20 protein-coding genes are annotated in these 24,731 nt (G+C 72.6%); 6 read left to right on the forward strand and 14 right to left on the reverse strand.

The annotated features are described in order from the left end of the window. Positions 1-41 precede the first annotated feature (41 nt). Complete coding sequence (locus tag ABZZ38_RS18535; RefSeq protein WP_356740890.1) at positions 42-965, forward strand: GNAT family N-acetyltransferase; 924 nt, start codon at positions 42-44, stop codon at positions 963-965. Continuing rightward, positions 946-1,443 carry a DUF402 domain-containing protein gene (locus ABZZ38_RS18540; RefSeq protein ID WP_356740893.1) on the forward strand — a complete coding sequence of 166 codons (498 nt, stop codon included), beginning with the start codon at positions 946-948 and terminating at the stop codon, positions 1,441-1,443. The genes ABZZ38_RS18535 and ABZZ38_RS18540 overlap by 20 nt, the downstream gene beginning before the upstream one ends. On the opposite strand, the gene ABZZ38_RS18545 is transcribed toward ABZZ38_RS18540, so the two are convergent. The 4 genes from ABZZ38_RS18545 to ABZZ38_RS18560 are packed head-to-tail and all read right to left on the reverse strand — an operon-like array spanning position 1,422 to position 4,913. Beyond that, positions 1,422-1,871: a GNAT family N-acetyltransferase gene (locus tag ABZZ38_RS18545; RefSeq protein ID WP_356740895.1), complete on the reverse strand. Its 450-nt coding sequence runs from the start codon at positions 1,869-1,871 to the stop codon at positions 1,422-1,424. The two genes, ABZZ38_RS18540 and ABZZ38_RS18545, sit on opposite strands and share 22 nt — an antisense overlap. After that, positions 1,868-3,364 (reverse strand): tripartite tricarboxylate transporter permease, encoded by a 1,497-nt coding sequence (locus ABZZ38_RS18550; RefSeq protein ID WP_356740897.1) that lies wholly within the window; start codon positions 3,362-3,364, stop codon positions 1,868-1,870. The genes ABZZ38_RS18545 and ABZZ38_RS18550 overlap by 4 nt, the downstream gene beginning before the upstream one ends. Beyond that, positions 3,364-3,933, reverse strand: a complete 570-nt coding sequence (locus tag ABZZ38_RS18555; protein ID WP_356740899.1) for a tripartite tricarboxylate transporter TctB family protein — start codon at positions 3,931-3,933, stop codon at positions 3,364-3,366. The genes ABZZ38_RS18550 and ABZZ38_RS18555 overlap by 1 nt, the downstream gene beginning before the upstream one ends. After that, the gene (locus tag ABZZ38_RS18560; RefSeq protein ID WP_356740901.1) at positions 3,930-4,913 is read right to left on the reverse strand and encodes a tripartite tricarboxylate transporter substrate binding protein; all 984 of its coding nucleotides are present in this window, start codon (positions 4,911-4,913) and stop codon (positions 3,930-3,932) included. The genes ABZZ38_RS18555 and ABZZ38_RS18560 overlap by 4 nt, the downstream gene beginning before the upstream one ends. A gap of 121 nt (positions 4,914-5,034) precedes the next feature. Between ABZZ38_RS18560 and ABZZ38_RS18565 the strand changes: the two genes are divergently transcribed. Next, positions 5,035-5,709 carry a response regulator gene (locus ABZZ38_RS18565; RefSeq protein WP_356740903.1) on the forward strand — a complete coding sequence of 225 codons (675 nt, stop codon included), beginning with the start codon at positions 5,035-5,037 and terminating at the stop codon, positions 5,707-5,709. A gap of 121 nt (positions 5,710-5,830) precedes the next feature. Here the strand turns inward: ABZZ38_RS18565 and ABZZ38_RS18570 are convergent, their stop codons facing one another. After that, a complete protein-coding gene (locus ABZZ38_RS18570; RefSeq protein ID WP_356740907.1) occupies positions 5,831-6,262 on the reverse strand; it encodes an SMI1/KNR4 family protein in 432 nt (143 codons plus the stop codon). A 304-nt stretch (positions 6,263-6,566) separates the two neighbouring features. Between ABZZ38_RS18570 and ABZZ38_RS18575 the strand changes: the two genes are divergently transcribed. After that, the gene (locus ABZZ38_RS18575) at positions 6,567-7,598 is read left to right on the forward strand and encodes a lytic polysaccharide monooxygenase (protein WP_356740910.1); all 1,032 of its coding nucleotides are present in this window, start codon (positions 6,567-6,569) and stop codon (positions 7,596-7,598) included. 41 nt (positions 7,599-7,639) lie between these two features. Here ABZZ38_RS18575 and ABZZ38_RS18580 read toward each other — a convergent pair whose 3' ends face one another. The 4 genes from ABZZ38_RS18580 to ABZZ38_RS18595 all read right to left on the reverse strand — a co-directional run bounded on the left by ABZZ38_RS18580 (position 7,640) and on the right by ABZZ38_RS18595 (position 13,349). Further along, positions 7,640-7,765, reverse strand: a complete 126-nt coding sequence (locus ABZZ38_RS18580) for a hypothetical protein (RefSeq protein ID WP_356740912.1) — start codon at positions 7,763-7,765, stop codon at positions 7,640-7,642. A 99-nt stretch (positions 7,766-7,864) separates the two neighbouring features. Then, positions 7,865-8,767, reverse strand: coding sequence for an alpha/beta fold hydrolase (locus tag ABZZ38_RS18585; protein ID WP_356740914.1), 903 nt, complete (start codon positions 8,765-8,767; stop codon positions 7,865-7,867). Positions 8,768-8,940: 173 nt separating this feature from the next. Further along, entirely contained in the window at positions 8,941-9,915 is a 975-nt protein-coding gene (locus ABZZ38_RS18590) for a hypothetical protein (RefSeq protein ID WP_356740916.1), read from the reverse strand. Further along, positions 9,912-13,349: a DNA polymerase III subunit alpha gene (locus tag ABZZ38_RS18595; RefSeq protein ID WP_356740917.1), complete on the reverse strand. Its 3,438-nt coding sequence runs from the start codon at positions 13,347-13,349 to the stop codon at positions 9,912-9,914. The genes ABZZ38_RS18590 and ABZZ38_RS18595 overlap by 4 nt, the downstream gene beginning before the upstream one ends. 184 nt (positions 13,350-13,533) lie before the next feature. Between ABZZ38_RS18595 and ABZZ38_RS18600 the strand changes: the two genes are divergently transcribed. Next, positions 13,534-14,535, forward strand: a complete 1,002-nt coding sequence (locus ABZZ38_RS18600) for a DUF3533 domain-containing protein (protein WP_356740919.1) — start codon at positions 13,534-13,536, stop codon at positions 14,533-14,535. Positions 14,536-14,583: 48 nt separating this feature from the next. On the opposite strand, the gene ABZZ38_RS18605 is transcribed toward ABZZ38_RS18600, so the two are convergent. After that, positions 14,584-15,669, reverse strand: coding sequence for a S1 family peptidase (locus ABZZ38_RS18605; RefSeq protein WP_356740921.1), 1,086 nt, complete (start codon positions 15,667-15,669; stop codon positions 14,584-14,586). A gap of 245 nt (positions 15,670-15,914) precedes the next feature. Between ABZZ38_RS18605 and ABZZ38_RS18610 the strand changes: the two genes are divergently transcribed. After that, the gene (locus tag ABZZ38_RS18610; RefSeq protein ID WP_356740923.1) at positions 15,915-16,781 is read left to right on the forward strand and encodes an alpha/beta fold hydrolase; all 867 of its coding nucleotides are present in this window, start codon (positions 15,915-15,917) and stop codon (positions 16,779-16,781) included. A 28-nt stretch (positions 16,782-16,809) separates the two neighbouring features. Here the strand turns inward: ABZZ38_RS18610 and fxsT are convergent, their stop codons facing one another. From fxsT to fxsA, 4 genes are all read right to left on the reverse strand, one after another. Next, positions 16,810-20,742 carry an FxSxx-COOH system tetratricopeptide repeat protein gene (gene fxsT / locus ABZZ38_RS18615; RefSeq protein WP_356740925.1) on the reverse strand — a complete coding sequence of 1,311 codons (3,933 nt, stop codon included), beginning with the start codon at positions 20,740-20,742 and terminating at the stop codon, positions 16,810-16,812. Continuing rightward, positions 20,726-22,084: a TIR-like protein FxsC gene (locus ABZZ38_RS18620; RefSeq protein ID WP_356740927.1), complete on the reverse strand. Its 1,359-nt coding sequence runs from the start codon at positions 22,082-22,084 to the stop codon at positions 20,726-20,728. The genes fxsT and ABZZ38_RS18620 overlap by 17 nt, the downstream gene beginning before the upstream one ends. 90 nt (positions 22,085-22,174) lie before the next feature. Further along, a complete protein-coding gene (gene fxsB, locus ABZZ38_RS18625; protein ID WP_356740929.1) occupies positions 22,175-24,427 on the reverse strand; it encodes a radical SAM/SPASM protein FxsB, inactivated metallohydrolase extension form in 2,253 nt (750 codons plus the stop codon). Positions 24,428-24,467: 40 nt separating this feature from the next. Continuing rightward, positions 24,468-24,584, reverse strand: a complete 117-nt coding sequence (fxsA, locus tag ABZZ38_RS18630; RefSeq protein WP_356740931.1) for an FxSxx-COOH cyclophane-containing RiPP peptide — start codon at positions 24,582-24,584, stop codon at positions 24,468-24,470. Between the last annotated feature and the right edge of the window lie 147 nt (positions 24,585-24,731).

Raw genomic sequence — 24,731 nt, forward strand, 5'->3', positions numbered from 1 at the left:
GGGGAGGCGGTCACGGCGGTCCGCGCGTACCGTACGTCCCCATGACTGTGATGGTGCGTGACTTCCGTCCCGAGGACGCCGAGGCCGTGACCCGGGCACGGCGCGCCGCGCTGCCCTTCGAGGTGACGACGGAGCGGGCCGTCCTCTCCCGTGTCGCATCGGCCAACCCGGCCGCGAAGTACCGGCTGTTGATAGCCGAGAAGGACGGCGAGATCGTCGGTACGGCCCATGTGGGCATCGCCCACGAGTCCGAGACACCCGGGCGGTCGTACGCCAACCCGCAGGTCCACCCCGACCACCGCGGGCACGGCGCGGGCGGCCTGCTGCTGCGTACCGCCGAGGAGCACCTCGCGGCCGGGGGCGCGAAGAGCGTGTACGCCTGGGTGCTGGACGAGCCGGATTTCCGGGCCTTCGCGGTCAAGCGCGGCTACCGGCCCACCCGCTCCGCGCACTTCCAGCGGCTCGACCTGGCCGGTGGCACCCTGCCGGAGCCGCCCGGGACCCTCCCGCCGGGCGTCGCACTGCGCACCGCCGCCGACTACGCCGCCGATCCGAGGCCGATGTTCGAGGCGGACGCGGAGGTGACGGCGGACGAGCCGAGCGACATCGGTGCCGCGCTGGACGACTACGGGGACTGGCTGGCCAACACCTGGAACAACCCGCTCCTCGACCGTGACCTGACCACGGTCGTGACGGTCGACGGCCGGGTGGCGGCCTTCACCGCCGCCCACACGGACGGCGGGACGCGCTATCTGTCGGGCATGACCGGCACCCTGCGCGCGTACCGGGGCCGGGGCCTGGCGAAGCTGGCCAAGACGGACTCGCTGCGCCGGGCCCGCGCCGCCGGTTACACGGACGCGTTCACCAACAACGACGCGGAGAACGGCCCGATGCTGGCGATCAACGCGTGGTTCGGGTACCAGGTGTGCGCGACGGAGGTACGGCATGTCCGGACGCTCGGTTGACATCCGCCTCGTCAAGGCGGGGCGTACGAAGATCCGTTACCCGGCCGTGGTGGTCACGGACGACGGGACGCGCCTGACCGTGCGCGCGCCCTGGGCGGCGGACGGAGTGCGGGACTTCGGGTTCGTGCGCTTCGAGCCGGGTGATGTCCTCACGGAGCACTACTGGCGTGACCGGTGGTACGCGGTGAAGGAGGTCCGGACCGGGGACGGCGTGCTCAAGGGCTGGTACTGCGACGTCACCCGGCCCGCGTCCGTGGAGGGTTCCGAGGTCGTCGTGGAGGACCTGGATCTCGACCTGTGGGTGTCGGCGGACGGCCGGGAGGTACTCCGCCTGGACGAGGACGAGTTCGAGGCGAGCGGGCTCGCGCAACGGGACCCGGCGGCCGCGGCGGCGGCCCGCGAGGCGCTGGACGCTTTGGAGGCCCTCGCCCGCGAGAGGCGCCTGCCGGGTGCGGATCAGCAGACCGCCTTGCGGTAGTGGACGCGCTCGCCGTCGTCCGCCGTGCGCCGCTCGTCGACCTCGTAGCCGTACCGTGCGTACATCGCTCGGTTCTCGCGCATCAGCGCGTGCGTCAGCAGCCGCACCTCGGGCAGGCCGAGCTCGTGGGCCCGCTCCTCCACGAAGGAGAGCAGGCGGCGGCCCACGCCCGCGCCCTGGGCGTCCGGGTGGACGGCGATGTTGTCGAGGTACAGGTGGTCGGCCTCGGTCCTGAGGACCACGAGGCCGACCACCGGGTCGCCTGTCACGAACACCTTCCCCGCCGCCACGTCCGCCGCGTGGTCGGCCCTCATCGGGCCCGGTACGCGGCCCATCCGCGCGATGTAGCGGTGGTAGGCCGCGTCGACCACGGTCTTCACCCGGGGGACGTCATCGGCGGTGGCGAGGCGGATCGGATCGTCTGTCATGCCGACACGTTACGGCGGCGGACGATCACCTTCCTCAGCAGGGGCCAGGCCAGCAGGAGCGCGACCACGGCGTACACGCTCAAGCTGAACGGGGTGTTGACGAGCCCCGTCGGGCTGCCGTCGCTGATCTGCAGCGCGCGGCGCAGTTGCTGCTCGGCGGCCGGGCCGAGGATGACCCCGATGACGGCGGGCAGCACCGGCAGGCCGTAGCGCCGCATGCCGAACCCGATGAGGCCGATGATCAGCAGGATGACCAGGTCGAGGGGGTCGCCGCCGACCGCGTACGCGCCGACCGCCGCGAAGAACAGGATTCCCGCGTAGAGGTACGGCCGTGGGACGCGCAGCAGCTTCGCCCACAGGGGTGCCAGCGGCAGGTTCAGCGCCAGGAGCAGCACCATGCCGACGAAGAGGGAGGCGATCAGGCCCCACACCAGGTCGGGTTCGCGTGCGAAGAGCAGCGGTCCCGGCTGGATGCCATACTGCTGGAAGGCGGCGAGCATCACGGCGGCGACGGCCGTCGTGGGCAGGCCCAGGGTGAGCATCGAGACGAGGGTGCCGGCCGCGGAGGCGGAGGCGGCCGACTCGGGCCCGGCGACGCCCTCGATGGCGCCGCGCCCGAACTGGTCCTTGTGCCGGGAGAGCCGCTTCTCCATGACGTACGACAGGAACGTGGGGATCTCCGCGCCGCCGGCCGGGATCGCGCCGAACGGGAAGCCGACGAGGGGGCCGCGCAGCCACGGCTTCCAGGCGCGCCTGAGGTCGTCCCTGCCGAGCCAGGGCCGCCCGACGGGGATCGCGTCCCCGCTCGCGCGCCGCAGGTGGGCGGCGACCCACAACGCCTCACCGATGGCGAAGAGGCCGACGGCGACGATGACGACGTCGATGCCGTCGGCGAGCTGGAGCGAGCCGAAGGTGAGCCGCTGCCGGCCGGTCATGCCGTCCAGGCCGACCAGGCCCAGGGTGAGGCCGATCAGCAGCGAGGCCAGTCCCCGGATCCTGGACGAACCCAGCACCGAGGTCACCGCGATGAAGGCCAGCACCATGAGGGCGAAGTAGTCGGGCGCTCCGATGTCCACCGCGAGGGCGGCGACGGTCGGGGCGAGCGCCACCAGCAGGACCGTGCCGATCACGCCGCCCACGAAGTGGCCGCCGGCCGCGGCGGCGAGCGCCTGCGCGCCGCGCCCGGTCCTGGCCATCGGGTTGCCCTCGATGGCGGCGACGACGGCCGCGCTCTCCCCCGGGGTGTTGAGGAGGATCGAGGTGGTGGAGCCGCCGAACATCGCGCCGTAGTAGATGCCCGCGAACATGATGAACGCACCGGTCGGCTCCAGCCCGTACGTCACCGGCAGCAGCAGCGCGACCGCCATGGCCGGCCCGATGCCGGGCAGCACGCCGATGGCCGTGCCGAGCAGGACGCCTATCGCCGCCCACAGGAGGTTGATGGGGGTGAGGGCGGTGCCGAAGCCGTCGAGGAGGGAGGTGAAGGCATCCATCAGAGCACTCCCATCAGCGGGCCACCGGGGAGCGGGACACCGAGCAGGTTGTTGAAGACGACGTAGGTGACGAGGGAGAGGACTGCCGCGATCAGCGGGTCGCGGTCGGCGCGGCGGCTGCCGAGCGCGTACGCGGAGCCCCAGAAGAGCAGCGCGCCGGAGACCGGGAAGCCGAGCGGGCCGATGAGGACCGCGTTGGCGAGGAAGACTCCGGCGAGCAGCAGTACCGTGCGCCAGTCGGCCGGCTCGGACAGGTCGACGTCCTCGCCGCCCTCGGCTTCGCCACGGCCGCCGCGCAGGACGTCGACGGCGAGGAGGGCGGCGACGAGCAGGAGCCCGGCGCCGACGACGACCGGGACGGTCCTCGGGCCGACGGGTCCGCGCTGGGTGATCTCGACGGTCATCGTCAGGGCGTCCGTGAGGACCAGCACGCCGATGACGAGCAGCAGGAGGCTGACGCCGAGTTCGGAGTGGTCGCGCGGCCGGGAACGCGTGAAGGGTGCGGAACGATCCGAGGCGGCGGGACCCTTCGAGGAGGCCGAATCCTTCGAGGGCGTGGGGGTGTTCACAGTCCCAGCTCCTTCAGTACGGACTCGACACGCCGGTCCTGCTCGTCGAGGAAGTCCCCGAACGCCTCGCCGGAGAGGAAGGCGTCGTCCCAGCCGTTCCTCCTCAGGGAGTCCCGCCACTGCTTCGACTCGTGCAACCGCTCGACGAGGCCGATGAGCTTGTCGCGTTCGGCGGCGGAGAGGCCGGGCGGGGCGACGATGCCGCGCCAGTTGGTGAAGTCGGTGTCCAGGCCGGCCTCACGGAGGGTCGGTGCGTCCAGTCCCGGTACGCGCTTCGGGCCGGTGACGGCGAGGAGCCGCAGCTCGCCCGCCTTGATCTGGTCGAGGTACTCGCCGACGCCGGAGACGCCGAAGGCGACCTTGTTGCCGAGGATGGAGGCGAGCAGTTCGCCGCCGCCGTCGAACGGAATGTAGTTCACCGATTTCGGGGCGATGCCGGCGGCCTGCGCCATGAGCATGGGCGCCAGGTGGTCGGGCCCGCCGGGTGACGATCCGCCGCCGACCGGCAGCTTGGCGGGGTTCTTCCGCCAGGCCGCCAGCAGGTCCTGGATGGTTCTGTACGGGGAGTCCTCGGCGACGACGACGATGTCCTGCTCCTCGGTGAGCCGGGCGATCGGGGTGGTGTCGGCGAGGGTCTTGGGGGTCTTGTTGGTGTGTACGGCTCCGACGACGCCGAGGCCCATCGACATGGCCAGCTTGCCGTTGCCGTGCTCGCCGACGAGCCGGGTCAGGCCGACGGTGCCGCCGGCGCCGGGCAGGTTGAAGACCTCGATGGAGTGGGTGAGGCCCGCGTCCTCGGCGTTCCTGGCCGCGGTGCGGGCCGTGATGTCGTACCCGCCACCGGGGGTGTTGGGCACCATGAAGCGCAGACCGGGGATCCGGGTGCCGGCCTCGGAGCCGCTGCCCGGGGTGAGCAGCGGTGGCCCCACGAGCACCAGCAGCGCCGCCCCGAGCAGGGCGAGGGGTGTGCGCACTCGCACGTGTGCCGCCTTTCGTACGGACTGTGAAGTGGCCCACATGTTGCCCGTGCGTTAAGAAGCTGTCTCCCTTCCGCAATCAACGGACGTTGTGGTCGTTGTGGTCGCGACCTAGCGTGTCGCCGTGACGAGAGTGCTGGTGGTGGACGACGACTTCATGGTCGCCAAGCTGCACAGCCGCTATGTGTCCGCGGTGGACGGTTTCACGGTCGTCGGGGTGGCGCACAGCGGCGCGGAAGCGCTGCGCGCGGCGGAGGCGCTGAGCCCCGATCTGCTGCTGCTGGACATCTATCTGCCCGACATGGACGGGATCGGGGTGCTGCGCGCCCTGCGCGAGGCGGGGCACGGCGCCGACGCGCTGTTCATCACGGCCGCCCGGGACGCGGGCACGGTCCGCTCGGCGCTGCGCGCCGGCGCCCTGCACTATCTGATCAAGCCGTTCAACCAGGCGGCGCTGCGGGAGCAACTGCTGCACGCGGCGTCGCTGCGCACCCGCCTCGACGCGCTGGAGGAGGCGCGCCAGGAGGACGTCGACCAGATCTTCGGCACCCGCCCCCCGGGCTCCCGCGACCTCCCCAAGGGCCTCGCGCCCCACACCGCCGACCTGGTCGACCGCATCCTGCGGGCCCACCCCTCGGGCCTGTCGGCCACGGAGTGCGCGCAGGCCGGCTCCCTCTCACGCGTGAGCGCCCGCCGCTACCTCGAGTACTTCGCGGCGACGGGCCGCGCGGAGGTGACCCTGCGCTACGGCGGCACGGGCCGCCCGGAGCGCCGCTACCGGGTGCGGGGGGCTGGTTAGGAGCGGCCCCTTCGAAAGGGCGGCGTCCAGGACGTCACGGCTTTCGAACCCGCGCGGGCGGCACCCCGCACGACCGGTACGAGGTCCCCGGACCGGCCGACCGGCTTGCGGGCACGCTCGGCTACCGCCACCAGTCGTCATCGCCCGCGAGGGAACGACGCAGGTAGTCCTCCAGCTCCCGGGCGACCCACAGCCGGCTGTCGGTCTCGTGGTCCCAGACGAAGACATCGGGACGCTCGGGCGTGACCACGAAGGCGAACTGGTCGCCGCCGCCGTTGTCGCCGAAGAACAGCAGCGGATCAAAGGGCATGTACAGGTCCCGGAACGTACCGGGGGCCCGGTACAGCAGGTTCTGCTCCACGACCCGGTCCAGAGACCACACGACGCCGGTCCCGTACTCACCGGCCATCCCGTCGGTCTCCATCAGCAGCGCGGTCAACTGCGGGGGAAGGCATCGGCCCAGGCGCCGCTCCGCCTCAGCCAACGCCGCCACGTCAACGGGTGGCCGGAACTCCACGTCCGGCAAGGCTCCGGCAGCCGCTTCTTTCCACATGACGGCAGCTTGGGCGGCAGGGGCCGACAGCCCCCGGAGCTCAGGCGCCCGGAGCCGGCGAAGTCAGGAGCCAGTCGGGGGCGCCCTTCCTGAGGCCCCTCTTAGGACCTCCTTAACGGGAGCATAAGGATCACCATCGACCGCTCCCAGCAGGGGATTTCGGGGTTTCGAGAGGCTAGTTTGCTGATCACCGGACCGGGCCGGGCTGTCGGCGCCGAGCTCTCGGGGGGCTGCGCCGCCCGTCCGTGGCCGGGTTCCGGAGCCACCCCCCACACCGCTTTTCCCCTTGAAGGAGAACGTCACGATGACTGCTCGCCGTACGGCAGCCGCCGCCGTCGCCCTGGGCATCGCGCCGCTCGCGCTGACCGGACTGGCCGCCGCTCCGGCCGCCGCGCACGGGACGATGACGGACCCGGTCAGCCGGGTGTCCGCCTGTTACGCCGAGGGGCCGGAGAGCCCGGACTCGGCGGCCTGCAAGGCGGCGGTCGCGGCGAGCGGGCCGCAGGCGTTCTACGACTGGAACGAGGTCAACATCGCCAACGCCGCCGGGAAGCACCAGCGGCTGATCCCGGACGGCAAGCTGTGCAGCGCCAACCGCGACAAGTACAAGGGGCTCGACCTGCCCCGCGGCGACTGGCCGTCCTCGCGGCTCGCGTCCGGCAACCACACCTTCCGCTACAAGGCGACCGCCCCGCACAAGGGCTCCTGGGAGCTGTACATCACCAAGGACGGCTACGACCCGTCCAAGCCGCTGAAGTGGTCGGACCTGGAGGCGAAGCCGTTCGTGAAGGTCACCGACCCGAAGCTGCGGAACGGTGAGTACGTCTTCGACGGGGTCGTGCCCGACAGGTCCGGCCGGCACCTGATCTACTCGATCTGGCAGCGCTCCGACTCGCCCGAGGCCTTCTACACCTGCTCCGACGTGGTGTTCGGCAAGGACAACGGTACGGCGGGTGGCGGTGCCCCCGCCCCGGTCGCGTCGGCGCCCTCGGATCAGCAGATCGCGGACGGTGCGGACGAGTCGACGGTCGACCACGGCGGCCACGGCGGCGATGACCACGCGGAGCAGCCGCCCGCCGCGGAGGGGTCCGCGCCGGCGGCCCCCGCTTCCGACGCCCCCGCCGCGGAGACCCCGGCCGCGGAGGGCGCCGTTTCCGAGGCCAACGCGCCCGAGGTGAACGGCGCCCCGTCGCCCGCGTCGGCCGCGGGTGGCGACAACCTCGCCGAGACCGGCGGCGACGGCACGGCCCCCTACCTCGCGGTCGGTGGCGCGGCCGTCCTGGCCCTGGGCGCCGCGGTGCTGTTCGGCGCGTCCCGCCGCAGGTCCGCTCGCTGACGACCGGCACGCCGGGGCCCGCCGGGCGGGCCCCGGCATCGTCATGTCGAGGTCGGCATGATCCGGCCGTGGATCAGCCGTAGCCGTGTGTCCACGTCCGCGACGCCGTCGAGGTCCCGCCCGGTGAACACCTCACCGGGCCGCGGTCCGTGATCGCGCGGGATCATGTGGTCGACCCCGCTCGGTTCGAGCGAAGAGCAGCCACATGTCCTTGTGTCAGCGAGGAGCGGGGAGCTGGACTTCACGGGCTCACCCCTCAGCACCCCTCAGTTGACGACCGACGCGCACGTGGTGGGCGTCGCGTGCGCCGGGTCGAGCGCGTTCACCACCTCGTGGTACGCGATCCGGTCGAACAGGCCTATCCCCACATGCTCGGAGAAGTCCAGAGGGCACAAGTCCTGAAGGAGCACGTTTCGGACGCCCGGGCCGTCGAGGAACTGCGAGCGGTACGGGGTGACGACCTCGTCGTACTTGGTGGCGATGACCGTGTAGCGCACGCCGGGGACGGTGTCGCCGCCCTCGTTGAGCTTCCGCAGGAACGGGGAGCCGGCCACCTGGTCGGCGAGGCCGGGGGTCTTCTCGTTCAGCAGGTCGCCCGCTCCGGGGAAGTACGGCAGCAGCTTGGTGAGGCCGAGCAGGGTGGTGCCGTGGTTGTCGGGGGCGATGCCGACGAGGGCGTTCACCTTGTCGGCGCCGCCGAGGAACTTGAGGTAGTGGCGGGGCATCATGCCGCCCTGGGAGTGCCCGACCAGGTCGGCCTCGGGGGCGCCGGTCGCGGCGAGGACCTTGTCGACGTACGCGTCGAGTTGCTCGGCGGACTTCGCGAGGGGGCCGAGGCCGTGGAAGAACGGCACGCCGGGCAGTTGCCCGTAGTCGAGGGAGAAGACGCAGTAGCCGCGTCTGACGAGGTAGGGCGCGAGGGCGAGCCAGTTGTCGACGGAATTGCCGAAGGTTCCGTGGACGAGGACGACGGGGCGGGGGTGGGCGGCGGACGGCTTGCAGGAGTAGTCGTTCCAGCCGCTGCTGGTCGGGGGTGCCCCCTGTTCGAGCGAAGCCGGGCGCTCGGGGGAGCCGGCCGCGGCGGTGCCGGCGGGGGCGAGGGTCGCGGCGGCGGTCAGGAGCAGTACGGCCGTCGCTCTGAGCGCGCGCCGTATACGTGAGGGCAGCATCGAGTGGTCTCCCTGCGGCTCAAGGAATGGGTGGGCGCCGGCGGTGGACGCCCCGTGGCCCGGACCACTGCGGGGGACGCGGCCAAGAATTGCCGCGTTCATGCCAAGTTACGCACGGGTATCGAGAGGAGGGAAGTTACGCGACGGTAAAAATTGACGTCGCGTCAATGGCGCTATGCCGCCAGCGAGCCGGGGCCGATCACCCCCGGGCCGAACCTCGCCCGTGCCCGGTCCGCCACCGCCTCCAGCCGCCGCGCCTTCTCGTCCGCCGGGTCCAGGGAGAGCTGGTGCGCGGCCCGTTCGGCGGGCATCAGCCCCTCCGCGCGCAGCCCGACGCCCCGCACCCGGGCGCGCTGCAACCCGAGCGCCTCGTGCAGGGCGTACGCGAGGGCGGCCAGGTCGGCCGAGTGGGCGGACGGTTCGCGCAGGGTACGGGTCCGGATGGTGGAGGTCCGGTCCGCGTACCGCACGGTGAGGGTCAGCGAGCGGCACACCTGGTGCTCGCCGCGCATCCGCGCGCCCAGCTCCCCGGCGAGCGACAGCAGGGCGCGCCGCTGCCGGTCCTGGTCCAGCTCGTCACGGTCGAAGGCCCGTTCGGCGGCGACCGACCGGGACGCGGCGTTCGGCACGACGGTCGTACGGTCGACGCCCCGCGCCCGCTCCCACAGCTCGCGCCCCGCCCGCGCGCCCACGATCCGCTGGACCACGGCGAGCGGTGCGGCGGCGAGGCGCCCGACGGAGTCGAGGCCGTACGCGCAGAGGGTGCGCGCGGTGGCCGGGCCGACGCCGTACAGGGCCGCGACCGGCTTGTCGCGCAGGAACGCGTCGGCGTCCTCCACCACCAGGGTCGTGCCGGGTGCCGCGTCCCGCGCCGCCATGCGGGCGAGCATCGGGTTGGGCCCGGCGCCGATGGCGCACTCCACGCCGTACAGGGCGAGCGCCCTGACCCGGATCACGGCGGCCAGTTCGGCGGGGCCCCGCCCGAAGTACCGCACGGCGCCGCGTACGTCGACGAGTGCGGCGTCCGGTGGGGCCGCCTCGACGACCGGGGTGAACTCGCCGAGCAGGGCGACGAGTTGAGGAAGCAGCGCCTCAGCCCCTCCTCTTTCAGGAGTGGGTTCGAGCCGGAATCGTACGTAGAGGATCATCCCGCGCTCCCCTGACTTTGGTGCCACAACTTCTTCGGCACCGCCATTCCCTCACCCGCCGGGCGCAGATCCGCCCAGGGGTTCATCTCGTAGCCGGTGGGCATCGTGATCCGGCGCCCGCTGTCGGACGACGAGACGGCCGTCGGCTCCGCGAGCCGTGCCGCCACCGCGTCCAGGCCGCCCTCGCGCCGCAGCTCCACCAGCTCGGCGAGGTTCCAGGCGGCCGAGCCGACCACGCTGACGCTGCGCGGTCCGCGCCGCTGCACCACACCGCGCACCAGCAGCAGCCAGGAGTGGAAGACGGTGTGCGCGCACCGCTCGTGGCTGTCGTCGAAGAAGGCCAGGTCGACCAGGCCGGTGCCGTCGTCGAGCGTGGTGAAGACGACCCGCTTGCCGGACCGGATGGGCGGGGTCTGGGTGGCCGCCTTGGCGCCCGCGACCAGCACGGTCTGCCCGTGCCGGGCGGCCCGCAGCCGCTGCGCGGAGACCACGCCCAGCTCGGCCAGGAAGGCGTGGTGATCGCTCATCAGGTTGCGGGAGGCGTCCATGGACAGCACGCCCAGCTCGGCGCTGAGCCGTTCGGCGTCGTTGAGGTCGGGCAGCCCGATGGGCGCCGCCCGCCGGCCGCCCGCGAGCGGCAGCTGGTCGCCGTACGAGCCGGACCCCCGCTGGACGCGGTGGAGTTCGGCGAGGTGCAGCAGCAGGTCGCGCCGGTTGCCGCCGAACGCGTCGAGTGCGCCGACCTGGGCGAGCCGTTCGGCGACGGGGCGACTGGGGCGGGCCCGCTCCCAGAAGTCCAGCAGTGAGGCGTACGGCTGCCCCGCCTCGATCCGCGCCGCCTCGGCCTCGCTGATGCCGTGGACGTCGGAGAGGGCGAGCCGCAGCCCCCACTCCCCCAAGGAACCGGACACCAGTTCGATCCGGTGTGCGACCGCCGACCGGTTCACATCCACCGGCAGCACCGGCACCCCGCGCCGCCGCGCGTCCGCCAGCAGCAGCCGCTTCGGGTACATGCCGGGGTCGTGGGTGAGCAACCCGGCGTAGAAGGCGGCCGGGTGATGCGCCTTCAGCCACGCCGACTGGTACGTCGGTACGGCGAAGGCCACGGCGTGCGCCTTGCAGAAGCCGTAGCTGCCGAACGCCTCGACGATCTCCCAGGTCCGCGCGACCACGTCGTCCGCGTACCCCTTCGCCTTCGCGTGGAGCGCGAACCAGACCTTGATGCGGCCCTGCGACTCCGGGTCGGACAGTCCGCGCCGCACCGCGTCGGCCTCGTCCCGGCCGCAGCCGGTCATGATGTCGAGGATCTTGATGATCTGCTCGTGGAAGACGACGACCCCGTACGTCTCCCTCAGCGCGTCCTCCAGGTCGGGATGCGGGTAGCGGACGGGCGCCCGGCCGTGGCGGGCCTCGATGAACGGCCGGACCATGTCGGCCGCGACCGGCCCCGGCCGGAAGAGCGAGATGTCGACGACCAGATCGTGGAAGGTGGACGGCTGGAGCCGCCCGACCAGGTCGCGCTGGCCCGGCGACTCGATCTGGAAGCAGCCGAGCGTCTCGGCGGAGCGGATGAGCGCGTACGTGGCGGGGTCACCGGGCCGCACCCGCTCCGGGTCGTCGATGTCGACGACCTCGCCGCTCGCGCGCTCGATCTCGGCGACCGCGTGCGCCATCGCCGACTGCATCCGCACCCCGAGCACATCCAGCTTGAGCAGCCCGAGCTCCTCCACGTCGTCCTTGTCGAACTGGGACATCGGGAAGCTCTCGCCGCTGGTCGGCACCACCGGCGTACGTCTCGGGAGTGAGGAGTCCGAGAGCAGCACCCCGCACGGGTGCATGGCGACGCCGCGCGGCAGCGCGTCCAGCGCCTCGACCAGCTCCCACAGCTTCCCGTACCTCTCCTTCTCCCCCGCGAGCGCGCGCAGCTCGGGCAGTTCGTCGAGCGCCGCGCGGGCGTCCCGGGCGCGGATGTGCGGGAAGGACTTGGCGATCCGGTCGATCTCCGCCGGGTCCATGGACAGGGCGGCGCCCACGTCCCGCACCGCGTGGCGGACCCGGTACGTCTCGGGCATGGCGACGGCGGCGACCCGCTCGGGGCCGAAGCGGCCGAGGATCGCGCGGTAGACCTCCAGGCGGCGCGCGGACTCCACGTCGATGTCGATGTCGGGCAGCGCGGGCCGCCGCACCGACAGGAAGCGCTCCATCAGCAGGTCCTGCTCGACGGGGTCGGCGTGGGCGATGCCGAGGACGTGGTTGACCAGGGACCCGGCGCCGGAGCCGCGCGCGGTGACCCGGATGCCCATGTCCCGGGTGTCGTCGACGACCTGGGCGACGGTGAGGAAGTACGTGGCGAAGCCGAGCCGCTCGATGGTGCGCAGCTCGTCCTCCAGGCGGAGCCAGTACGCCCGCTTGCGGTCGTGGCCGCGCAGCACCATCCCGGCGGCGCAGCGCGAGCGCAGCACCCGCTCGGCGGTGCGCCGGTCCGCGCCGACCAGGTGCGCCTCGGGGAAGTGGACGGTGCCGATGCCCAGGTCGTCCTCGGGGTCGACGAGGCACGCGGCGGCGGTCTCCTCGGTCATGGCGAGGAGCCGGTGGGCGGTGTCGCGGCGGAACCCGGCCGCCTCGGCGATCCGCTCGGCGCCGGCCACCATCGCGGCCGGGTCCTTGAGCCAGCGCTCACCGCTGTCGAGGCCCTTGCGCGGGTCGATGGGGACCAGGCGGCGGGCGGCGTCGAGGACGTCGGCGACCGGGCCCTGGCCGGGGTCGGCGTACCGCACGGCGTTGGTCAGCACGGCGCGTACGCCCTGCTCGGCGGCGAAGCCGAGGGTGCGGGCGGCGTGCCGCAGGGAGCCGGGCCCGGTGCCGGTGCGGCCGTGGTGGACGACCTCCAGGCGCAGGGCGTCGCCGTGGGTCTCGCGCCAGGGGGCGAGGAGCCGGGCGGCGCGGTCGGGGCGGCCGGCGGCGAGGGCGCGGCCGATCTCGGAGTCGGGCCCGAGGAGGACGGTCACGCCGTCACCGTGGTTGTCCGTCCAGGGCAGCAGCGGGCCGCCGCTCCCCCGCGCCCCCTGCGCGTGCGCGGCGGTGATCAGCCGGCACAGGGTGGCCCAGCCCTCCCGGGAGCGGGCCAGGAAGACCGCCCGGGGCGCGGACTCGTCGACGAAGGCGCCGCCGCGCACGGGGGTGCGGCGCCGCTCCGTGGGGGCTTCCCCGCGTGCCCGCTCGCCGACCGCGAGGTCGACGCCGAACAGGGGGCGGACGCCTTCCTCGGCGCAGGCCGTGGCGAAGCGGACCGCGCCCGCGACGGTGTCGCGGTCGGTCAGGGCGACGGCGTCCATGCCGCGCTCGGCGGCGCGCGCCGCCAGCCGCTCCGGGTGCGAGGCCCCGTACCGCAGGGAGAAGCCCGAAACGGTGTGCAGATGCGTGAACCCTGGCACCCGCACCTCCTGGATCAATCCGGTCTCACCTCCCCCTCTCCCACCATAGACCAAGTTCGAACGTCTGTACGACACGCCTGTACGACACGGTGCGCGTCCGCCCGCGTCCGCCCGCCTCCTTCCGCGTCCGCCATTCGGCCGCACCCCACCTGCGGCGCCAGGGGCCGCCCCGGACCGTGGGGGCATGAAGTTCGCCGACGAGGTCAAGAACGCCGTCACGCCCAGGGCCGCGCTGCTGGTCATCGGCGTCCTCGCCCTGCAACTGCTGTTCATCGCCTCCTATGTGGGCGCCCTGCACCATCCGAAACCCCGGGACGTGCCCTTCGGCGTGGTGGCCCCCGGCCCGGCCGCCGCGCAGGCCGCCGACCGGCTGGCGAAGCTGCCCGGCGACCCGTTCGACCCACGCGTGGTCCGCGACGCGGCCGAGGCGCGGCGGCAGATCGTGGACCGGGAGATCGACGGCGCCCTGCTCGTCGACCCCGGGGGCGCGACCGACACCCTGCTGGTCGCCTCCGGCGGCGGCACCGCCCTCGCCACCGCCCTGACCAGGATCACCGCCGAGGTCGAGCGGGCCCAGCGGCGGACGGTGCGGACGGTGGACGTGGCCCCGGCCTCGCGCGGGGACTTCAACGGCCTGTCCGCGTTCTACCTCGTCGTCGGATGGTGCGTGGGCGGCTACCTCTGCGCGTCGATCCTCGCGATCAGCGCGGGCTCGCGGCCCTCGAACCCCCAGCGGGCGATCATCCGGCTCGGCGTCATCGCGCTCTCCGGGATCGCCGGCGGGCTGGGCGGCGCGATCATCGTCGGTCCGGTCCTCGGCGCCCTGCCGGGCAGCGTCGCCGCCTTGTGGGGCCTGGGCGCCCTGGTGGTCTTCGCGGTCGGCGCGGCCACGCTCGCCCTCCAGGCGCTCACCGGTGTCGTGGGCATCGGCCTGGCCGTGCTGCTGATCGTGATCGCGGGCAACCCGAGCGCCGGCGGCGCCTTCCCCGGCCCGATGCTGCCCGACTTCTGGCGGACGATCGGGCCGGGCCTGCCGCCGGGCGCGGGCACGTGGGCGGCGCGGTCGATCGCGTACTTCCGGGGGAACGCGATCTCCGGAGCGATGCAGGTGCTCTCCGTCTGGGCGGTGATCGGCACCGTGATCACGCTGGTGGCGTCCTCGGCGCGGAAGCCGAAGACGACGTGACGAAGCCCCGGACCACCGTCAGGAGGCGGTCCGGGGCCTGCCGCAACCTCAGCCGATCTGCGCCCCGAAGGCCGTCAGCGCCTCCGGCACCGGCTGGAAGAAGGTCGTACCGCCCGACGTGCAGTCGCCGCTGCCGCCCGAGGTCAGACCGATGGCGGTGTCACCCGCGAAGAGCGACCCGCCGCTGTCACCGGGCTCCGCGCAGACCGTCGTCTGGATGAGTCCCTCGACGATCTGGCCGTTGCCGTAGTTCACGGTGGCGTCGAGGCCGGTGACCTCGCCGTCGTGGACCCGGGTCGTCGAGCCGCTGCGGGTCACCTTCATGCCGACGGTGGCCTCGCCCGCCTTGGTGATCGGCTGCGCGCCGCCGCCGTAGAGGTTGACCTCGCTCGGATGCGGGGTGTCGGCCACGTACTTGACCAGCGCGAAGTCGTTGCCCGGGAACCGCGAGTCGACCATCACGCCGACCGCCGGGCCGCCCCGGGTCTCGGACCACTGGCTGCCCGCCTCGCCGCAGTGGCCCGCGGTGATGAAGTGCGGCTGCCCGTCCTTCACCACGTTGAAGCCGAGCGAGCAGCGCCCGCCCCCGCTGTGGATGGCGTCGCCACCGGCGAGGAACGGCCGGAACTCACCCGAGGCGCGCTTCAGCTCCGCCTTCGATCCCAGCCCCTTCACCACCTCGGTCAGTTCACCCCACGCCGCACCCTTGACGGTGCCGTCGGCCGTGACGACCACCTTGTTGGTCACCGGGTCGACGGCCCAGGACGTGCCCGGGATGGTCGCCCGCTCCTTCAGCGTGCGCCGGGCGTCGCTCAGCTCCGCCAGGGTGTTCTCGACGACTCTGGCCCGGCCGCCGGCCTCGCGTACGGAGTCGGCCGCGGCCTCGTCCACCACGTTGACCACGAGCGTCCGGGACTTCACGTCGTAGTACGCGCCGGCCGCGTCGCCGCCGAGTTTCTCGCCGAGCGTCGAGGCCAGGTCACCGGCCGCCGTCGCCGACAGCGCCTTCACCTCGAACCGCGGAACGTCGTCGCTCGCATTGGCTGTCTGAAGGGTGACTCCCGCGCCCAGCAGGGCGACCGCTGCCCCGCCGGCGAGTGCCGCACGCCTTTTGGGTATGCGCCGATGCTTCAACTTGGACCTCCTGTGGGGGGCCGTACCAGGACAAGTGGGGTGACCTGATACGGAGGATGGTGCGACCACTATTCCGCTACCGACGGGTAGCTCACAAGGTCGACTTGGGGACGCGCACGCGACCTTCACCGTGCGCCCCCGGGATTCGCACGCCGGTAAGACGACAAACCGACCCCTGCGCACCCCCACTGATGGGTAATCATCAGTCCGGTGGCACACGGCATACGGCGAAGGAGGCGGGGGGCTTGCGACGTCGCGTGCGTACGGCGGACGGGCGCCATCTGATGGTGGAGCGCCTGGGGGACCCGCAGGGTCGTCCGGTCTTCCTGATGCACGGCACTCCCGGCAGCAGGCTCGGCCCGGCCCCTCGCGGCATGGTGCTCTACCAGCGCGGCATGCAGCTGATCGCGTACGACCGCCCCGGTTACGGCGGTTCGGACCGGTTGCCGGGCCGCAGCGTGGCCGATGTCGTCCAGGACGTCACGGCGATAGCCGACGCCCTCGGGCTGGAGCGCTTCGCGGTGGTCGGCCGCTCCGGCGGCGCCCCGCACGCACTGGCCTGCGCGGCGCTGATGCCGGAGCGGGTGACGCGTACGGCGGCGCTGGTGACCCTGGCGCCGCGGGACGCGGACGGACTGGACTGGTTCGAGGGCATGGCCGCCTCCAACGTCGTCGAGTACACGGCCGCGACCCTCGACCCCGAGGGCGTCGCCGCCCGCCTCACCCCGCGCGCCGACGAGATCCGCAAGGACCCGGTACGGCTCCTCGACGACCTGCGCCGGGAGCTGACCGCCTCCGACCGGATGGTCGTCGCGGACGCGGGCGTCCGCTCGATGCTGCTCCGCAACTACCAGGAGGCGCTGCGCACATCCGCGTACGGCTGGATCGACGACGCGCTGGCCTTCTGCAGCCCCTGGGGCTTCGACCCGGCGGACATCCGGGGCGAGGTGCTGCTCTGGCACGGCGAGCAGGACGTCTTCTCGCCGGTCGGCCACTCCCGCTGGCTCGCCGAACGCATCCCGGGCGCGCTGGCCGTCCTGGAACCGTCCGCCGCGCACTTCGACGCCCTGCACGCCCTGCCCCGCGCCCTGACCTGGCTGCTGGAGAGCTGAAGCGAATCAGGGCGAACCGGGCCGCACCTCACACGGCCAGCGGCTCCAGGTCCCGGTGGACGCGGCGTTCGTCGCGGGCCAGGCGGGTCAGCGCGTGCTCGTCGCCCAGTTGCCGCGCGAGCTCCTCGGCGGTCTCCGCCCGCAGCTGGGCCGCCTCGTCCTTGCGCCCGAGCGCGCCGAGCGTGACGGACATGTTGGACGCGATGGCCAGTATTTCCGGGTGGTGGCCGCCCAGTACCTCGCGCAGCGCGCCCACCGCGCGCCGTTCGATGGCGAGGGCCTCCTCCAGTTCGCCCAGGTCCGCCTTGGCGTTGGCCAGGTTGACGGTGCAGAACAGCACGTGCGGATGGCGGTCGCCGAGGACCTCGCGCAGGACCCGTAGCGCGCCCCGCAGCGTCTGCTCCGCGCTCTCCGGCAGCCCGCAGCCCCACTGGTAGATGCCGAGGTTGTTGAGCGCGGCGAGGGTGTACGGGTGCCGCTCCCCCGGCACCTTCATGTACTGGTCGACGACTTCCTGCGCCAGTTCCCGGGCCGCGACGGGCTCGCCGGTCGCGTACAGGTCCGCCGCCAGGTTGAGGTCGCAGGCGAGGGAGTCGGGGTTGGCCGAGGTGTACTTGGCGCGGTACCGGTTGCGGGTGGCCGTGGTGAGGCGCCGCGCGTCCTCCAGCTGCCCGGCCCTGCGCAGCGACACGGCGAGGCTCTTGGCGGCGGCGAGGGTGCCGGGGAAGGCGCGTCCGAGGGTGTTCTTGTAGATGTCGTACGTGCGGCTGAGCAGCGTCACGGAGTCCTCGTACCGCCCGACCTCCCGCAGGTCGCGGGCGAGGGAGGTGGCGGAGGACAGGGTGTACGGGTGCTCGGGGCCGAGGACCTCGGTGCGCCGGTCGAAGACCTCCTGGTCGATCTCGCGGGCCCGCGCGTACTGCCCGACCATGCGCATGTTCAGCGCCAGGTTGTTGGCGGCGGCCAGGGTCCGCGGGTGGGCCTCGTGGAAGATCTGGCTGAAGCCCTCGTGGGCCTCGGTCGCCAGCTCCATGGCCCTGCCGTACTCACCGAGGGTGCCGAGGTCCATGGCCAGGCCGCTGGTCGTCATGTACGTGTGCGGGTGGGACGCGCCGAGCACGTCCCGCTGCCGCTCCAGCGTGACCTCGTCGAGCTCCCTGGCCTCGACGTAACGCCCCTGCGAGCGCAGGATGTTCGACAGGTGGAACCGCAGGTACAGGTACTGGAGGTCGTGGTCGCCCAGTGTCTCCTTCCACGCCTCGCGCAGGTCGCCGCCCAGGCTCCACGCGGTCTGCCAGTCGCCGCGCTTCCACAGGTAGCGCACCCGGTCGATCAGCAGGCGCCGGGTCTCCGGTTCCTTGCAGAACCGCGCCTCGGAAGGACCCAGGTGCGGCCAGATCGTGGCGAACCGGGGCCAGGTCTCCGGGTTGTCGATCGGCTCGTCGTCGTCCGGGCGGGCGCCGGCCAGGATCCGGTGGACGGCGTGCCGGGCCTCCCGCTGTTCCTCCTCCGTCAGCTGGGCGCGGATGACGGCCTGCACGAGCCGGTGGACCTGGATGGAGTTGGAGACCTGGTCGACCTTGGCCAGCGCGAACCGGCCGATCTCCCGGATCACGCGGCCCAGCACCAGCTTCTCCTGGAGGGAGGCGTCATAGGGTTTGAGCGCCTCGATCATCTCCTTGCTGTAGAGCAGGTTGGCGTGGATCGGCTCGGGGGCGAAGAACGCGCACAGCTGGAGCAGCCGCACGGCGGCCGGTGAGCGTTCCTGGAGGCGTTCGATGGAGACGTTCCAGGTCGCGGCGACCGGCTCGGGGTATCCGGCGGGCTGGTTGAGGGCCAGGGTTCGCGCGGCGGCCTGCTCCAGCTGTTCGAGGTAGGCGGAGACGGGCGTGGCCGTCTCGGCGATCCAGGCCGCCGCCTGTTCGACGGCCAGGGGCAGGTCACCGACGGCGTCGGCGACCCGGTCGGCGTCCTGGGCGCTGAGGCCCTTGGCGCGGCGCTGGAGGTGCTCGATGGACTCCTCGCGCAGGAAGACGTCGACGGGCAGGGAGTCGCCGTACTGCGACCAGGTCTGGTTCCTGGAGGTGACCAGGATGTGTCCGCCGGTCGGGAAGAACCGCTTCAGCTGGTCGGGGTCGTCGGCGTTGTCGAAGACGAGCAGCCAGCGGTTGGACGGCACCCCGCGCCGCAGCAGGTCGACGGCCTCCTGCGAGGCGGTGGCCATGTCCTCGCCGCCCTGGGCGCCGAGCCGGACGGCGAGCTCGGCCAGCGAGGCGATGACGTCGTCGGTCTGCTCGGCGGACATCCACCACACCAGGTCGTAGTCGGCCATGAAGCGGTGCACGTACTCCAGCGCCACCTGCGTCTTGCCGACGCCACCCAGCCCGTACAGCGTCTGCGGCTGGGGCAGCACGACGGCCATGCCGCCGCCGAGCTGGTCGCGCATCCGCTCCAGCACCACGGACCGGCCGGTGAAGCCGGGGTTGCGGGGCGGCGCGTTCCAGATCCTGGGCACGGTGCCGGGGAAGCGGGGGCCGGGCGGTACCCCTTCGTTGAGGTTGACCGGCCGGTCCAGAGCGCGCAGCAGCGCGGAGGTGGCGTGCGTCTCGTCGAGCCGGAAGAGGTCGACGGGGTTGCGGTCGATGTACGGCGTGGTGAGCCGTACGTCACCGACGCGCACCGGCAGCAGGTGGCGCCGCCCGCCGCCCGGCTCCTCGGCCGCGGCCCGTTCCCACACGTCGACGGCGCGGGCCGACTTGAGGTACGCGCTGGAGAGGAGGACCACCGTGCGGGCGGCGTTCTCGACGGCCTGGAGCGTGTCGCCGCCGGAGCCCGCCGGGTCGGCGGAGACGTCGCGCGGTACGACGCGGAAGCCGGCCCGGGTGAGGACGGACTCGATCCAGTCGGCCCACATGCGGTTCTCGGCGACGTACGACAGGAACAGGTCGGCGGGCAGGGCGGGGCGGCGCCGGGTGAAGGCGTCGCGGATCCGCAGCCGTACGTCCTCGTTCACCGCGGGCATGGCGGTGACGTCCCCGTCCGTGATGACGGCGGTGAGCCGTTCGAAGGCGGACAGCAGTGAGTTGGCGATGCCGGCGTCGTCGCCGAAGGTGGCGAGGGTCTCCTCGTAGGCGTAGTACGGCCGGTAGGGGATCTCCACGGCCCCCCAGTACGCGACCAGCTCCTCCCCCGTCATCCCGCTGGGGAAGCCGTCGAACTTCAGCCGGGCCAGCGCCCGCCCGGCGTCGGCCTTCTCCTTCTCGCCCTCGTCGATCCGCATCGGTACGGGGAAGATCCGGATTCCCCGGCCACCGTACCGTTCGTCGATCTGCCGGGCGACGGCGGCGGCGCCGTCCATGGACTGGTCGCTGAGGGTGAAGCAGTCGACCAGTGCGTCGGGCAGGTGGACGGTGCAGATGTCGGCGATGTCGCTGAGGCCGGTGCGGCTGTCGATGAGGACGTAGTCGTAGGTGGCCTTCATGTCGTCGCGCAGGGCGTCGAAGAAGTGCCCGCCGCCGAGCCGGTCGTAGAAGTTGTCCCAGTCGAAGGTGGAGACGGTCGCCGAGTACTCGCGGTTCTGCCGGCCCGCGGAGACGAAGTCGAGGGTGCCGCCGTCGGGGAACTGCCAGCCGAGCGTCTCGGGGGTGAGGGAGACGGCGTGGGGCTGGACGCGCGCGTAGTCGCGGTGCCAGTCGTCGGGCCGCCGCACGGGGCTGGTCGCGGCCCACGCGTACTCGGTGATCAGGTCGATGACGCCGGTGGTGGCGCCGAGGGTGGAGGGGTCGAGGAAGGGGTGGAAGAAGCGGTGCAGGCCGGGGGCCTCCAGGTCCCAGTCGACGGCCAGGACCCGCTTGCCGTTCGCGGCGAGAATCCAGGCCGTGTTGGCCAGGGCCATCGTCCGTCCCGTACCACCCTTGTACGAGTAGAAGGTGACGATGCGTCCGTCACGACTGGCGGTCATCCAAGTCCTCCGCATCGGGCGCGATCTCGTGCGTCTCGGGGATGAAGTGCGTGGTGGCGTACTCGGTGGCCATGGGGCCGCGCAGCCGCGGCCGTTCGGTGTGCCGGCCGCCCGCCGGCGGGTACACGGCGGCGTGCTTGAGGTACTGCTGCGCGGCGGCCTCCATCACCTGCGGCAGGATCTGGCCGAACGCCTCCATGCTCGGTACGCCGCGGGCGGCGGCCCGGCCGGCGGGCCGGCTCTGGCCCATCTTGACGGGCATGGTCGCCTCCAGCGTCTCGGCCAGCTCGACGTCGGCGGCGCGGCTCTGGTGGTCCAGCGGGTTGCGCGGGACGACGATGCTGGTCCACGGCCGGTGCTCGGCGTCGAAGGCGGCGAGCCGTTCCCGGCGGTCCGCGTCCCGCAGCGCCCACCGGTCGACGAGGAGTATCTCGGGCCGGGTGGGGGTCTGCTTGGCGTCCAGCGGCCCGGTGTCGTGGTCGAAGGAGACGACCGTGGCCTGGTAGTTGAGCGCGCGGACCAGGTCCTGGGCGACGTAGGCCAGGGGCCGGGCGGAGTCGGGGTGGTACGGGTTCCAGTCCTGCGGCATGTCGCCGTAGTACTCGGGGGAACGGCCTTCGGGGAGGTCGTGCCGGGTCGGCGCGGCGACGGTGACCTGGATGGGGCGGGGACCGGCGCCGGGGGGGCCGAAGGCGCTGGGGGCCTGGCGGTAGTCGAGGGGGCGGCCCGGGCCCATGGCGGTGGCGTCGGCGACGGCGACGATGCGCTTGGCGAGTTCGTAGACGGCCCGCTCGTACTCCTCGGCGAATATCCGCAGTTTGATCAGGCCGTACAGCCCGTCGGTGACATAGCGGTCGCCGAGGGCGCGGTGGTTGAACTGCAGCCGCTCGGCGGGGCCGGGGAGTTGTTCGGGCGGGACGGGGACCCACAGGGCGGGCACGATGGCGTCGGCGGGTCTGTTGTGTTTGGCGTAGTGGTAGATCGCGCGCTGCTCGAAGGCGTACCACTCCTTGCCGCACATCTCGCTGGCGAAATAGCGCGGCGAGAACAGCGGGACGAAGACCCGGCAGGTGGCGAGGGTTTCGCCCAGCCGCTCCGACCAGCCTTCGCCGGAGCGTATCTCCCGGTCCATGAAGCCGGCCTCGGCACCGGCGGGAAGGTCGGTCATGGCCATGACGTGGCCGCATAAATCGCGGAACAACCGCTCGACCCACATGTCGGGATCCGGGCCGCCGGCTCCGTACCTCGGCGTGTGCGCGTAACTCAGGAAGAAGTACGGCCGATCGTCTCGCTGGTGCGGTGACGCGTGCACGCGACCCCCGTCCTGTGTGAACACTCGCATCAGGGATGTGCAGGATACGAGCGAATTAATCATTCCGGAGCAGGTTCGCTCCGCCCCCATGGCGTTCAGTCAATCAACGCCGCTTTTCGGTCATCCATACGTCAGGATGGCGGACGATTTCCTTGATCGGCAGAGTTCCTCGCGCAATCGGGCGACCAGCAGCTTGCCGGTGACGGTCAGTTCGGCGGCGTCTTCGAGCCGCCGCAGGGCCCGCTCGGCGTGCTCGGCGCAGGAGTCATGGCGGGAGTCGTGGCGGGCGCCGCGGCCCGCTTCGTACGCCGCGAGCCCCACGCGCTCGTACGCCCCGGCCAGCAGCTCCGAGACCGGAACCGGCGCGTCCTGCCAGGGGGCGGGATGGCTCCAGGCGCCGTCCTGCGCGTACAGGTCCGTCACGTCGAGCAGCGCCCGCAGCTTCGCGCGCCGGAAGCCGCGCAGCAGCGCCCGCGCCAGGTCGTCCGCGCCGCCCCGCAGCGGCAGGCCGAGCGCGCCGTATCCGTGCCGGCCCACGCCGGGCGCCGTCCCGGTGAGCGGCGTCAGGGTGGTCAGGTGCGCGGCGGCCTCGGCGGCCTGCTCGGGTACGGCGTGCCGCAGCAGCCGCCCGGCGTGGTCGAGGCGGTCGGTCCAGTCGGCCGCGTCGGCGCCGGCGAGCCGGCCGGTGGCGGGGGTGCGGAAGCGGTCGCGGTACGGGTCGAGGTCGTCGAGCGCCCAGCCGGTCGGGGTGTGCCGGCGGACGGGCCGCCAGCCGGGGCCCTCCTGGTCGAGCCGTTCGACGCGCCGCTCGCCGCCTTCGCCCCGTACGAGGAGGCCGTCCCCGGTCGCCCGCACCTCGGCGGCGCCGGGTGCGCCGAGCCGCAGTTCGCCCAGTGTGGGCAGGTAGAGCCGGGTCCCGGGGACGGTGACGCGGACGGGTGCGTCGACCCGGCCGCGTACGGCGGCGGCGGCGACGTACCGCGACAGCAGGCCGGCGAGGCGGGGGGCTTCGGCGCGGTCCTCGCGCAGGGCGTCGAGGCAGTCGAGGAGCCAGGTGCGCGTGTAGGGGTGGGCGAGCACCTCGTCGAGTCCGTCGGAGCGCCGTTCGACGGCGCCCGCGAGCTCCCATGCCTCGGCCCACGGCTCACCGCCGCGGCCGGCGAGTTCGCTGTTGAGCTCGGCGAGCAGGACGCGGGTCAGATCGTGCTGGTCGGCGACGAGGGCGGCCGGGTCGGTGGCGGCGGGGGACGCGGTCCGCGCGGCCGTGCGGTCCTCGATGCCGCGCACGAGCGCTTCGAGGTCGGCGCAGTAGACGGAGGGGTTGTCGAAGCCGTTGTCCGGCCGGTAGCGGTGGGTGTAGAGCCCGCCGCCGCAGGAGCGGACGACGGGGCAGCGGCGGCACGCGTCGCCGACGCCGGCGAGGCCGAGCTGCCGGGCCCGGACGCCGGGGTGGGCGGCGACGTCGTCCAGGGAGTGGGTGAACACGTCGAATCCGGTGGCGGCGGCGCCGTCGTAGGCGCTCTTGAGCGAGTCGACCTGTTCGAGGGTGCCGTCGGTCTCGACGACGACCAGGTCGGTGGGTGCGAGGCCGAGGGATTCGGTGAGGCTGGGGCCGCCGCCCAGGGTGGAGAGGACGGAGGCGAAGAGGCGCACGGGCATGGGCCTGCCCTGGCCGTTCCACCGGTCGAAGACGGTGAGGAGCCAGTCGGCGTACGCGGTCGGCGAGCCGTCCGGGCGGGGCGGCGGGGCGGCCCAGGTGGCGTGTGGCAGCAGGAAGTCGACGCGCGGAGGTTCGAGCGCGGCGAGGGCGTCGTACACCGCGAGGGGGTCGTTGGCCACGTCGACGGTGCACAGGAGGCCGAGGTCGAGGTGGCGGTAGCGCTCCTGGTGGAGCAGCTCGACGGCGCGGAGGACGAGGGGGTGGCTGCTGCGGCCGTCGGCGAAGCGGCGGTGCCGGTCGTTGGCGGCCCTGTCCCCGTCGAGGGAGATGCCCACCCGCACGCCGTACTCGTCGAAGAGGTCGAGGTAGCGGGGGCTGAGCTGGAGGCCGTTGGTGTGGATCCTGAGGTCGAGCGCCGTGTGGGGGGCGAGCGTCCGGGTCAGTTCCGCACAGACGCGTCGCAGCCGCTCGGGCCCTGCCAGCAGCGGCTCCCCTCCGTGCAGGATCACTGACACGGAGGGCAGGGCATGTTTCTCGGCATGCTCGGCCAGTCGCAGAGCTGTCCGGGAAATCGCCTCGTCAGAGATTGCCCTCGGGCGGGTACGCCAGCTCTGATCGGCGTGTTCGTATACATAGCAGTGGTCACATGCGAGATCACACCTGCTATGGACTTTCAGGACGATCTCACGGAAAGGGACCAGCGGTCCGGTCATTCCGCCAGTTTAAAGCTGCCCGAAGTCGCCTGATGCGGCTTCAGAGCGCGGAGTTGAACGTGGACATACGTCCGGTACGGTCGGCGGTGACGGGCAGGACCCGGCCGATCTTCTTGGCAGCCTCGGCTCCCCGTACGTCGATCTCGGCGAGAGGCACACGATTCTTCTTCGCACCAGCGAAGGTCCTGGGGTTTGGAGCGCTCACGGCGGCCGTCCTTGGGGATATGTGTCGTTCGGGGAGAACCGCACCATTGCAGTGTCGGCGGCACGACTTTACTCTCGTGGCCACCTACGGCAAATCAGC

The sequence above is a fragment of the Streptomyces sp. NPDC006368 genome, from assembly GCF_040612535.1.
Taxonomy (GTDB): domain Bacteria; phylum Actinomycetota; class Actinomycetes; order Streptomycetales; family Streptomycetaceae; genus Streptomyces.